This window comes from Frankia sp. RB5, from assembly GCF_059816245.1.
The window spans coordinates 19,983-31,816 of sequence record NZ_JCBATA010000036.1 but is presented as its reverse complement, the minus strand read 5'-3'; the positions used below and the strand labels follow the sequence as shown (position 1 = coordinate 31,816).

The following is an 11,834-nucleotide window of genomic DNA, read 5'->3' as shown; positions in this document are numbered from 1 at the left end:
CCGGCTGGTGATCACTGGTAGGTGATGAGGTCCGGCGGGGGCGTGAGAGCCAGCGTCTCCGCCGGGCTGAACATGTTCGTGTCCTCGTCGAGGAAGAGCTTGAAGCCGGTGAAGAACGGTGGGCGGGCGGCGAGCAGGGCGTACTTCGCGAGCTTGTCGTGCCGGACGCCGAAGCCGTCGATGTGGAACACGGTCGCCAGTTCCGGATGGGCGGCGATCGCCGGTCGATCGGGCAGCATCGACTGCGTGAACTGGTGAATCACGAACAGCTTCTGCGGAAGATGACGTGCGCGGACGATCCCGGTGAGCCAGGCGGAGACCTCGTTCAGGCCCGCCGCGTCGCTGCTGCCGATCTGCTTGCCGGGAATCTGCGTCGGGCCCATCTTCCATTCCGGGTCGAGGGCGAGGCCGACGTCCGGTTCGCGCAGGAAGCGCTCATAGCGGCGGGCCTGGTCGAGGAAACGGCCGCGGCCGGGCTGAAGGTCCAGGATGAGCAGCATGCGGTGCGCCCGGGCGGTGTCGAGATACGCCTGGACGGCCGAGTCGGGCAGCGTCGAGCTGTACAGCCCGTCCGGGCCCGGCGACGCCGACGCGACGGTCGTGATGAGCTCCATCGCCGGCTGCACCGGCCGGCCACCCGCGGCGAACGGTGCCGCGGCCGCGAGGACGCGCCGCGCGGCCTGGTCGGGTGTGCCCTCCCCGAGGACACCGAGCGCGCCGCCGCCCGCCGAGCCGTAGTGCGCCACGATCCGGTAGGCGGGCAGCAGGGTCCGCCCGCCGAGCGGGAGCTGCGGGCCGTCGGCGCCGCCGCCCGCGGGGCGAGCCGGCTCCTCCACGCGCCCCGGACGGCCTGAGGCGTAGGGGTTTGCGGGGGCGGCGTCGGCGTCCTCGTGGTGCGACGCACCGCAGCCTGACCCCAGCAGGGCCGCGACGAGCACGGCCGCGACGGCGAGCGGCAGCGGCAGCCTGGCCGGGCGGTGTGGTGATCGTGGCTCCGGTCGGGGGGCCGATCGGAGTCGGCGCGCGTCGTCGCGTGGCCGCCTGTGGTCCGTCGCCTGGGGGTCGACCATGGCGGCGCTCCTACCCGCGATCCCGCCGTTCGTCACCGCCGATATGGGGCGCAGTGCGGCCGGCCGATCGAAGAGGGCAGGTCGCGGACCTGACGGTCCGCCTATCCGTCCGCGTGATCGCATTAATCAGTCTTATCGGTGATCTAATCGCACCTGGTCTATTTCGATTTAACAGATCTTGATGACGTCGAGGTTTTCTTGGTGGCCCTCACCGAGTGGGTGCGGTTCGGGCACTGTTTTCTTTTTGGCCCGGCCTGGTCGGACCTGCCGTTGTTGGCTAAACTCTGTCCGAGCAGTCGTAGATCGGGTAGTTTCACATCTGCGAGGGACTGTGATGCGGGGACGTTTGTCGCGCGGTTCGCGTGAGCTGGTGTCAGTGCACGGCGAGGGCGGCGTCGCGGGACCCGTCCACCTCAAGAATGCTGGAGGCGATATGAACAGTGTTGATATTGCGCTGAAGGAGTCACTCGAGATCGGCGGCGCCCTCGGGGCCGCCCTCGTGGACTTCACCAGCGGCATGACCCTCGGCACGGCCGGCAACTCGCACGCGCTGGACCTCGAGGCCGCCGCCGCCGGGAACACCGAGGTCATCCGGGCGAAGCTGCGCACCATGGAGAGCCTGGGCCTGCAGGACACGATCGAGGACATCCTCATCACCCTCGGCCGCCAGTATCACCTGATCCGGCTGCTCCAGAGCCACTCCGGGCGCGGGCTGTTCCTCTACCTCGTGCTCGACAAGAACCGGGCCAACCTCGCCCTGGCCCGCCACCGTCTGCGCGCCATCGAGAGCCAGCTGGACGTCTGAGCCGCCCCGCGCGGCGCCTCCCGTTCGTCGAGGAAAGGACAGACTGTTCCTGGCGGACAGCTGGTTCCTGGCGGACTGGCTGGTTTCTGACGGACTGGCTGGTTTCTGACGGACTGGAGGTGCCATGGCGGCAGCGGTGGGCGGGGGGCCGACGCTTCGGATCCGCGGAGCGGTGCTGGTCGGGCCGCAGGAGGTCCGGGACGAGCTCTGGGTGGTCGACGGCCGGGTCACCTTCACGGCGCCGACCGCGGACGCCGCGCGGGACGTGCGGACGGTGACAGGCTGGGCGCTGCCCGGCCTGGTCGACGCGCACTGCCACGTCGGCCTCGACGCTCATGGCGCGGTCGACCGTCCGACCGCCGAGGAGCAGATCACCGCCGACCGGGCCGCCGGCGCGCTGCTGCTGCGGGACGCGGGCTCCCCGGCCGACACCCGGTGGGTCGACGAGCGGGACGACCTGCCCCGCCTCGTCCGTGCCGGTCGGCACATCGCCCGCACCCGCCGCTACATCCGCAACTACGCCGCCGAGGTCGAGCCCGAGGATCTCGTCGCCGAGGTCGTCACCCAGGCCGCGCGGGGTGACGGATGGGTCAAGCTCGTCGGTGACTGGATCGACCGCGACCTCGGCGACCTGGCCCCCTGCTGGCCCACGGACGCCACCAGGGCGGCGATCGACGCGGCGCACGCCGCCGGCGCGCGGGTGACCGCGCACTGCTTCGCCGAGGACTCCCTCGCCGATCTCGTCCTCGCCGGCATCGACTGCGTCGAGCACGCCTGCGGCCTGACCGCCGACACGATCCCGCTGTTCGCCGAGCGTGGCGTCGCGATCGTCCCAACCCTGATCAACATCGCCACGTTCGAGAACATCGCCCGCGGTGCCGAGGCGAAGTTCCCCGCCTACGCCCGGCACATGCGGGACCTGCACGCCCGCCGGCACGACACGATCGGCGCCGCGCACGACGCCGGCATCCCGATCTACGTCGGCACCGACGCCGGCGGCAGCCTGCCCCACGGCCTGGTCGCCGCCGAGGTCGCCGAACTTCGCCGCGCCGGCCTGTCCGCCGAGGAGGCGCTCGCCGCCGCCACCTGGTCGGCCCGGGCCTGGCTCGGCCATCCCGCCCTCACCGAAGGCGCCCCCGCCGACCTCGTCATCTACCCCGCCGACCCCCGCACCGACCTCGCCGTCCTCGCCACCCCCGACCTCATCATCCTGCGGGGCCAGCCTGTCGCCAGATGGTATCGCCAGTGATACCATCGGCCATGGCCATGACTCTGCGCCTGAGTGACGACGAGGCCGAGGGCCTGCGGCGTCGTTCCGAGTTGGAGCACCGCTCGATGCAGGAAGTCGCTCGGCAGGCGATTCGGGAGTACATCGAAGCGCACAGCCGTGCTGATCTTCTTGATCGGGTTCTCGACGAGGAACTGCCCCGATACGCGGAGGCGCTCCGTCGCCTCGGCGAATGATCTATCTGAATCTCTCCGAGCTGTTGCGTGTCGCCGAACGCGTTCTGTATGCGCCGCCGCAGGTCCGTGACCACGGCCTGCTGGAATCGGCGCTGGCCCGGCCGCAGGCGAGCGTGTTCGGGCGGGATGCCTACGCGTCGCTGCACGACAAGGCCGCCGCCCTCGCGCACTCGCTGGCCCGCAACCACGCTCTCGTCGACGGTAACAAGCGCCTGGCTCTGGGCGCGGTCATCGCCTTCTACGGCCTGAACGGGCATCGGTTGACCCTCACCAATGACGAGGCCTACGACCTGGTGACGGGCGTCGCCGACGGCACGTTCGACTCCGTCGAGGAGATCTCCGCGGTACTCGTGAACGGCACGTGGCGATGGCGCTGACCACCGGTCAGGCGCCGGGCCAGGTGGCGGTGGTGACGGCGTGGTGGAGGATGCCGGAGCTCGCTGTGGGGTCGATGGTGGCGGCGGCGAGCCAGGCGGGGGAGTAGTAGGTGTCGGTGTAGCGGTCGCCGGAGTCGCAGAGCAGGGTCACGACGCTGCCGGTGCGGCCGTCGGCGACGAGCTCGCAGGCGAGCCGCAGGGCGCCCCACAGGTTCGTGCCGGTGGACGGGCCGGCGCGGCGGCCGGTGAGTTCGCGCAGCAGGCGCATCGCGGCGATGGACGCCGCGTCCGGCACGCGGATCATCCGGTCCACGACGTCGGGCAGGAAGCTCGGCTCGACCCGCGGTCGCCCGATGCCCTCGATCCGCGAGCCCGGCGCGAGCACGCTCGGGTCTCCGGTCGTCCATGAGCGGTGGAACGCCGAACCCTCCGGGTCGACGACACACAGGGCGGTGTCGTGCTGGCGGTAGCGCAGGTAGCGGCCGATCGTCGCGCTGGTGCCGCCGGTGCCGGCGCCGACGACGATCCACGCCGGCACCGGATGGCGTTCCAGCGACATCTGACTGAAGATCGACTCGGCGATGTTGTTGTTGCCCCGCCAGTCCGTCGCCCGCTCGGCGTAGGTGAACTGGTCCATGTAGTGGCCGCCAGTGGCCGTCGCGAGGCGTTGCGCCTCGTCGTAGACGGTCGTCGCGTCCTCGACGAGATGGCAGCGCCCACCCTCCCGCTCGATCAGCGCGATCTTCGCGGCGCTCGTCGACGCCGGCATCACCGCGACGAACGGAAGGCCGAGCATCCGGGCGAAGTACGCCTCCGAGATGGCGGTGGAGCCCGAGGACGCCTCGACGATCGTCGTGCCCGCACAGATCCAGCCGTTGCACAACCCGTACAGGAACAGCGAGCGGGCGAGGCGGTGCTTGAGCGAGCCGGTCGGATGCGTCGACTCGTCCTTGAGGTAGACGTCCACGCCCCGCCCGGTCGGCCACAGCGGCAGCGACAGCAGATGGGTGTCGGCCGAGCGGTTGGTGTCGGCCTCGACCCGGGCGATGGCCTGGCGGATCCAGCCCCGGTCCGCCCGGCCCGGCGCGGCATCCATGCACCTCATCAAACCTGGTTCGATGTGGATACGCCCGTCAGAGCAGTGCCGTCCGTCAGAGCTGGGTGCCGAAGACCTGCGTCCAGTAGGTGCCGTACTCGCCGCCGGTCGCGTGGCCGACGCCGATCTGTCGCAGCTGCGGGATGAGGATGTTCGCGCGGTGCCCGGGGCTGTTCATCCAGCCGGTGACGACCTCCTCGGCGGTCGTCTGACCGGCGGCGATGTTCTCCGCGACCCGCGAGTAGCGGTAGCCCAGCGCCGTCACCCGGTCGGAGACGGTCCGCCCGTCGGGGCTGGTGTGGGCGAAGAAGTCGCGGGCCGCCATGTCCCGGCTGTGCGCGTCCGCGGCGGCGCACAGCATCGGGTCGACGCCCAGCGGCGCGAGCCCCGCCTTCTCGCGCTCCCGGTTGGTCAGCACGACCACCTGGGCGAGCATCGGCGCGAGCCCGTCGCGGCTGGCCGCGGGAGGCGGGGGCGGTGCCGGGGGTGCGGCCGGCGCGGCGGGGGTGGGATCGTCGTCGACCACCACGCCGTAGTCGCGGGCGAGGCCGGCGAGGCCGTCGGCGTAGCCCTGGCCGACGGCGCGGACCTTCCACCCCGGCCCGCGGCGGTAGATCTCGACCAGGGTCAGTACCGTCTCGCGGGTCAGCGGCGGCGGGGCGAAGTGGACCAGGACGCTGCCCCGGCCGTTGTGCAGCGTCACCACCGGGGCCGGCAGCTGCCCGAAGGGGGTGGTCCCGTCCTCGGGACTGGCCATGATCACCACCCGGTCGGCGCCGGGGCGCAGCGCCGCCGGGTCGACCGTCACCTCGCCGCCGGCCAGCGTGACGCCCGCGGCGCGCGGCTGGTTGTAGAAGACGAAGTCGCCGTCCCCGTCGACCTTCCCGTGCGCGGAGACGACCAGCGCACACAGATCGAACGGTCCGCTCAGGCGAACCAGGACGGGGCCCTGGGGCAGGGGTGCGTTGGCACCGGGCACCAGCTCTGTCATCCGTCCCACCGCCATCCTCACGTGCCGTTTCAGGCATCCGAGCGTCCACGATACGAAGTCGGCGTTGTGGTGGGTTTGCTTGTCAGGCCGGACACCTCGGCCATACCGTCGCGTTCGGGTTGCCGTGATCAACGGCTTCGGGGTCCCGGAGTGAATTCGGCCGCGTGAGTTCGGCCGCGCAGGGATCGCCGCGGGCATGACGCAGGGTGCCGTCGTGCGGCGGTGCCCGGAGCAGGGTGGGACCGGTCGTGGACGACGTCATGGGCTTCGCGCTGCTCAGCCTCGGGTCGGGTGCGCTGTACGCGCTGGTCGCCGCCGGCGTGGTCGTGATCGCGCGGGGCGCCGGCGTGCTCAACATGGCACAGGGCGCGTTGGTGGCCTGGGCGGCCTACGCCTTCCACGGCCTGCACGGGGCGTGGGGGCTGCCGCTGGCGCCGGCGGCGCTGCTCGCGGTCGCCTCCACGATGGCGATCGGCGTCGGTTTCCACCTGCTGGTCATGCGCCCGTTGCGGGAGGCGACCCCGCTGCTGCGGCTGATGGCCACCCTCGGGCTCCTGATCATCCTGCAGTCGTCGCTGACACTGATGTTCGCCGGCGCGGTACGCACGTCACCGACGGTGCTGCCGACCGGATCGGTGCGGCTGTTCGGCGAGTCCATCGGAGTCGACGTGTTCGTCCGGCTCGGCGCGGTCGCCGTCCTGATCGCGGGGCTGTGGGCGCTGTTCCGGTGCACCACCCTCGGTCTCGCCGCGAGCGCCGCCACCGAGAACCCGCGGGCCACCGCGGCGCTGGGCTGGTCGGTCGACGCGGTCGCCGCCGGCGCCTGGGGTCTCGGCTCGGGCCTGGCCGGGCTCGCCGGCGTGCTGCTCGCCCCGCTGCAGAACCCACTGTCCTCGGCGAACCTGCTGTTGCTCATCGTCCCCGCGCTGGCCGTCGCGCTGGTCACCCGGTTCCGCTCGTTCCCCGGAGTGCTGCTCGGCGGGCTCGTCCTCGGCGTCATCGAGGTGGAGACGCAGTACCAGCTCGTCGCCCGTCACCCGTTCTGGCGGGGCGTCGACCGGGCGGTGCCGCTCGCCGTCATCGTCTTCTACCTGGCCGTGCGCGGGCGGGGCCTGCCCGAGCGAGGGCACCTCGCCGAGCGGCACCCGGTGCTCGGCAGCGGCCGGGTCCATCCGCGGGCGCTCGCCGTCACCGTCGCCGCGGCGCTCGCGGCGATCTGGTGGGTGCTGCCGCACGACTGGGTGGACGCGCTCGACGCCAACGCCCTGTGGGCGCTGATCATCCTGTCCGTGGTCGTGCTCGTCGGGTACACCGGGCAGCTGTCGCTGGCGCAGCTCGCGTTCTCCGGGATCGCGGCGCTGATCGCCGGGCGGCTGGTGGCGACCCGCGGCTGGCCGCTGGAGGCGGCGATGGCCGTCGGGGTGGCCGGCACCGCCGTCGTCGGGCTCCTGTTCGCGCTGCCGGCGCTGCGCACCCGGGGCCTGCAGCTCGCGGTCGTGACGCTCGGCCTCGGCGCCGCCGTCGACGCGCTGCTGTTCCAGCGCGGCTACCACTCGCCGCCGCCGGCGAGCGCCAGGGCGCTGGGCTCGCTGTTCGGTGACCTCGCCTCGCCGGAGGGGACCGTCGTGGGCCGCCAGCGCTTCCTCGGCGTCCCCCTCGACACGGTCACCGACCCGCGGGGCTTCGCGACGGTGTCGGTGCTCGCGTTCGTCCTCGTCGCGCTCGCCGTCGCCAACCTGCGCCGCGGCCGGGCCGGGCGGCGGCTGATCGCGGTGCGCACCAACGAGCGGGCCGCGGCGGCGCTCGGCATCAGCGTCGTCGGCGCCAAGCTGTACGCGTTCGCGCTGTCCGCGGCCATCGCCGGCTTCGGCGGCGTGCTCTACGCGTTCTTCGTCTACGGGCAGCGCGGCAACCTCGACTTCGGTGACGGGACGTTCGCGCCGTTCTCATCGATCCTGCTCATCGCCTACGCGGTCGTCGGCGGCGTCGGCTGGGTCAGCGGGTCGTTCGCCGGCGCCACCATGGCCGCCGGGGCGCTCGCGACCCGGCTCGGCGCGGCGGTCGGGGAATGGCTCGGCCGGCTCGGCGCGCTGCTGCGGGTCCTGCTCGCCGCGCTCGCCGGCCTGCTGGGCCTGGCCGGCGGCGCGGCGCTGACGAACAGGGCCTCGTTCCCCGGCCGGCTCGGCGCGACGGCGCGGCGCTGGCTGCCGTGGATCGCGGCGCTCGGGGCCGCCGTCCTCGCCGCGGTCCTCGGCGGCGCGGTGCGGCACTGGCTCGCCAACCTCGACCGCTACGTGCCGCTGATCGGCGGAATAGTGCTGGTCGCGGTGCTGTCCCGCTCCGGCGGGGGCATGGCGCCGGAGAACGCACGCTCCGCCCGCCGGCTCTACGACCGCTTCGTCCCCGGCGCCGCCGAACGCCGCACCCGCGCCGACGACACCCGGCTGACCCGGGTACTCGGCCCCGCCGTGGACGCCACGGTGGCCGTCTCTGCGGCGGTGGCCGCCTCACCGGCGGTGCTGTCGGTGTGGGGGCTGACGGTCCGCTTCGGCGCGGTCGCCGCGGTGCGCGGGGTGGACCTGCGGGTGCTGCCGGGCCAGGTCGTCGGGATGATCGGCCCGAACGGCGCGGGCAAGACGACGGTCATCGATGCCATCACCGGCTACGCGCAGGCGTCGGCCACCTCGATGATGCTCGGCGGTGAGCGTCTCGACCGCCTGCCCGCGCACCGCCGGGCCCGCGCCGGGCTGAGCCGGTCGTTCCAGAACCTGGAGCTGTTCGAGGACCTCACCGTGCTGGAGAACATCCAGGCCGCCAGCGACGGCCGCGATGCCCGCGCCTATCTCAGCGATCTGCTGGTCCCGCGCGCGCGCCCGCTGCCCGCCGCGGCGCTCGCCGCCGTCGACGCCTTCGGGCTGCGCCCCGACCTGCTGCGGGTCGTCTCCGACCTGCCCTACGGCCGGCGCCGCCTGCTCGCGATCGCCCGCGCCGTCGCCGCCGGGCCGTCCGTCCTGCTGCTCGACGAGCCCTGCGCCGGGCTCGACGAGTCGGAGAGCGCCGAGGTCGCGGCCCTGCTGCGCCGCCTCGCCGACGACTGGGGCCTCGGCATCCTGCTCAACGAGCACGACATGGACGTGATCATGGACGTCTGCGACCGGGTCGTGGTGCTCGACGCCGGCGAGCTCATCGCCGAGGGCACCCCGGCCCAGGTGGCGGCCCACCCCCGGGTGCGGGCCGCCTACCTGGGCGAGCCGGAGCCCGCCGCCCTCGCCGTCACCTGACGCGAGAAGGCGCCTGACTCAGGGCCCCGCCTGACTCAGGGGCTCCGCCTGGCTCAGGACGCCGCGCGGCGCAGGATGGCCAGGCCGTCGTAGGTCTCGGTGCCGAGTGGGACGAACGACTTCGACGCGCTGTCCCAGCGGGCGCCGCGCAGCGTCGTGTTGAAGATCCGCTCGGCGCCTGGGATCGGGGTGGTCGCCGTCAGGTCCAGCGGCGGGACGATGCCACCGAGGTCCAGATGCTTCGTCCGGCCGAGCTGGGCGAGCAGGTTCTTCGCGGTCAGCTCGCCGGAGACCTGGCTGCCGACCTTCTCGGCGATCTGCACGGACAGCCAGGCGCCGGTGGTGGTGGTCGTCGTGCGCAGCGCCGGGGCGGCGTCGGGGTCACCGGCGGCCTGCTCGGCCTCCAGCTCCCGGACCATCCGGGCCACCTCGGGGAACTGCGCGGCCTGGCTCAGCTCCGGGAACGCGGTGGCGATGACCAGCTTGTCGGCGGCGGGGCCGAGCGTGGCCAGGTACTTCGGCGACAGCGTGCCGCCCGCGTGACAGGTGCGGATCTGCTGGCCGGCCTTGCCGATCACCGCGTAGGCGGCCTGGTCGAACACGACCAGCACGGCGCCGTCCGCGCCGGAGCGGGTCAGCTGGGAGATCGCCGGGGTGAAGTCGCTGGTGGTGATCGGGATGCGGATCTTCGGGTCGATCGGGTGGTTCACGGCCTTCCCGCCGCCCTCGGCCATGGTGATCAGCCGGTCGCTGGCGCTGAGGTCGTAGCCGACCAGCCCGATCCGGCCCGCCCCCGCCTTCGCCAGCAGCGACGGGCAGACCGCCGGGTAGAACGTCAGCGGGCTGATGACATAGCTGATCGGGGAGCTGAGCTCGGAGCCGTCCGCCGAGACGCCGGACGAGCCGATCGACGGGATGCCCGCGTTCTGCAGGATCGGCATGATCCCGCCGCTGCCGCTCACCTCTGCGACGACGGCCAGCACCTTGTCGTCCACGGCCTGCTGGGCGCACTTCTTCGCGGCCGCGGGATCGTTCTTCTCGTTGCAGTGCTCGAGTTCGACCGGATGCCCGCTGATCCCGCCGCGGGCGTTGACACCGCGCACCGCGGCGCGCGCCGCGGCCACCATCTCGGGGTAGTTGGTTCCCGGCGTACCCGTGGGTGCGATGATCATGAGCTTGACCGGAGTGCCCGCGGCGGCCGCGCCACCCGCCGAGCCGCCACCCGACGAGCCGCCGCACGCGGCGAGCGTCGCCGCGACCATGGCGGCGACACCCGCCCCGGCGAGCCCACGCAGCCCGAATCGTCGTCGCACCCTGCCGCCTCCTTGACCGTCCGTCCTTGCCGCGGCCACCGTAGACCCGCCCGGTTCGGCCCGGTACGTCAGGGTGAGTCGGCGCGGGGGTCGGCTCAGATCACCTGCGACCAGGCGTAGGTGAAGCCCATGATCTGATCGACGAGCGCCTCCAGCAGCGTCGCCGTCGCCGAGTCCGTCACCCGGCCGTGGGCGTCGACGACGCCGTCCCCCGCGCCGAACGCCACGCCCAGGGGTGTCGGCCAGCCGCGCAGGGCATGCACGGTCGAGCGCAGCGCGCTCAGCGTCGTGCCGGCCTCCTGCGCGCCCGTCGCGGACACGATCAGGCCGACTGCGCGCCCGTCGAGGTACGGCCTCGGTGCGCCGCGCAGATCCTCGAGGTAGTCCAGCGCGTTCTTCACCATCCCGGACATGGCGCCGTGATAGCCCGGGGTGGCGACCACGAGCGCGTCGCAGCGCTCCACGGCCGTGAGCAGCCGTAGCGTCGCGGGGGTCCGTTCGGGCCGTTCGGGGGCGTACATCGGCAGGTCCAGCTCGGCGGCGCCGAACAGGATGGTCTCGGCGCCCGCCTGGGCCATGCTGCCGAGCGTCGCCGCCAGCACCAGGTGGGTGGCGGAGTCCGCCCGGGTCGCCCCCCCGAGCCCGACGATCACCGGCCGGCGCCGGCGGGCCCGAACCGGCCCGATCCCGGCGGGAGACACGTCAACCGGCGGCCGGGCCGTACGGCTTGGCAGCGCGCCCCCGGACGGCAGGGCGTTACCGCCGCCACCGGATCGCAACGCGCCGTATGAATCCCCCACGACCCCTCCTCAGGACCCCTGTCCGCATTGTCCTGCCGCAGACTCTGTCCTATCCAACCGGTGCTGCCCAGATGCAGACGGGTCGTCGAACCGCTCACGCGCGCAGGGGTTCGCGTCGTCCGGCGGGGGGCGGTGGCCGCCGTGGTGATGCTGGGGCGCGCGGCGCAGGGATGCCGGCAGAACCCGGGCGCCGGGGCCGCGCGCGGCGATCCGATCCTGCGGGTTGGAGATCCGGCAGCGCCGCAGCGACAGGCAGCCGCAGCCGATGCAGGCCTCGAGCCCGTCACGCAGGGCTACCAGGGCGGCGATGTCCTCGTCGAGTCGGGCCCGCCAGCGCCGGGAGATGACCGCCCAGTCGGCCTTCGTCGGAGTGCGCGTGTCGGGCAGGGCGGACAGGGCGGCGGCGACCTCGTCCAGACTCAGACCGACGGCGGTGGCCGCCCGGATGAACGCGAGCCGGCGCAGCACATGCCGCTCGTAGCGGCGCTGGCCACCGCTGGTGCGGGTGGCGGAGAGCAGGCCCTGTCGCTCGTAGTAGCGCAGCGCCGACGGGGCGAAGCCGCTGCGCCGGGACAGCTCGCCGACGGTCATCAGATCGGTGGGGAGCATGCCCGGATCATATAGGTGAAGTTGACGT

General features: G+C 73.0%; 11 protein-coding genes. 5 read left to right on the top strand and 6 right to left on the bottom strand.

Features of this window, described 5'->3' with window-relative positions:
- Window positions 1–11: 11 nt before the first annotated feature.
- Window positions 12–1,070 carry a hypothetical protein gene (locus AC6EXY_RS19310; RefSeq protein WP_101832072.1) on the bottom strand — a complete coding sequence of 353 codons (1,059 nt, stop codon included), beginning with the start codon at window positions 1,068–1,070 and terminating at the stop codon, window positions 12–14.
- A gap of 433 nt (window positions 1,071–1,503) precedes the next feature.
- On the opposite strand from AC6EXY_RS19310, the gene AC6EXY_RS19305 reads away from it, so the two are divergent.
- The 4 genes from AC6EXY_RS19305 (at window position 1,504) to AC6EXY_RS19290 (ending at window position 3,716) form a co-directional block, all read left to right on the top strand.
- The gene (locus AC6EXY_RS19305) at window positions 1,504–1,875 is read left to right on the top strand and encodes a hypothetical protein (protein WP_101832073.1); all 372 of its coding nucleotides are present in this window, start codon (window positions 1,504–1,506) and stop codon (window positions 1,873–1,875) included.
- A 124-nt stretch (window positions 1,876–1,999) separates the two neighbouring features.
- Entirely contained in the window at window positions 2,000–3,124 is a 1,125-nt protein-coding gene (locus AC6EXY_RS19300; RefSeq protein ID WP_499817684.1) for an amidohydrolase family protein, read from the top strand.
- 11 nt (window positions 3,125–3,135) lie between these two features.
- Complete coding sequence (locus tag AC6EXY_RS19295; RefSeq protein ID WP_243407377.1) at window positions 3,136–3,339, top strand: ribbon-helix-helix protein, CopG family; 204 nt, start codon at window positions 3,136–3,138, stop codon at window positions 3,337–3,339.
- Window positions 3,336–3,716, top strand: a complete 381-nt coding sequence (locus AC6EXY_RS19290) for a type II toxin-antitoxin system death-on-curing family toxin (protein WP_101831239.1) — start codon at window positions 3,336–3,338, stop codon at window positions 3,714–3,716. The genes AC6EXY_RS19295 and AC6EXY_RS19290 overlap by 4 nt, the downstream gene beginning before the upstream one ends.
- A 7-nt stretch (window positions 3,717–3,723) precedes the next feature.
- Here AC6EXY_RS19290 and cds1 read toward each other — a convergent pair whose 3' ends face one another.
- Both cds1 and AC6EXY_RS19280 read right to left on the bottom strand, forming a co-directional pair.
- Complete coding sequence (cds1, locus tag AC6EXY_RS19285; RefSeq protein ID WP_101831238.1) at window positions 3,724–4,812, bottom strand: L-cysteine desulfhydrase Cds1; 1,089 nt, start codon at window positions 4,810–4,812, stop codon at window positions 3,724–3,726.
- Between the two features lie 55 nt (window positions 4,813–4,867).
- Complete coding sequence (locus AC6EXY_RS19280) at window positions 4,868–5,803, bottom strand: CAP domain-containing protein (protein ID WP_499817683.1); 936 nt, start codon at window positions 5,801–5,803, stop codon at window positions 4,868–4,870.
- Between the two features lie 248 nt (window positions 5,804–6,051).
- Here AC6EXY_RS19280 and AC6EXY_RS19275 point away from each other — a divergent pair, with 248 nt between their 5' ends.
- Window positions 6,052–9,084 (top strand): branched-chain amino acid ABC transporter permease/ATP-binding protein, encoded by a 3,033-nt coding sequence (locus tag AC6EXY_RS19275; protein ID WP_101831241.1) that lies wholly within the window; start codon window positions 6,052–6,054, stop codon window positions 9,082–9,084.
- Window positions 9,085–9,137: 53 nt separating this feature from the next.
- Here AC6EXY_RS19275 and AC6EXY_RS19270 read toward each other — a convergent pair whose 3' ends face one another.
- From AC6EXY_RS19270 to soxR, 3 genes are all read right to left on the bottom strand, one after another.
- Window positions 9,138–10,397: an ABC transporter substrate-binding protein gene (locus AC6EXY_RS19270; protein WP_101831237.1), complete on the bottom strand. Its 1,260-nt coding sequence runs from the start codon at window positions 10,395–10,397 to the stop codon at window positions 9,138–9,140.
- A gap of 95 nt (window positions 10,398–10,492) precedes the next feature.
- The gene (locus AC6EXY_RS19265) at window positions 10,493–11,197 is read right to left on the bottom strand and encodes an NADPH-dependent FMN reductase (protein ID WP_243407376.1); all 705 of its coding nucleotides are present in this window, start codon (window positions 11,195–11,197) and stop codon (window positions 10,493–10,495) included.
- Window positions 11,198–11,206: 9 nt separating this feature from the next.
- Entirely contained in the window at window positions 11,207–11,806 is a 600-nt protein-coding gene (gene soxR, locus AC6EXY_RS19260) for a redox-sensitive transcriptional activator SoxR (RefSeq protein ID WP_101831236.1), read from the bottom strand.
- Between the last annotated feature and the right edge of the window lie 28 nt (window positions 11,807–11,834).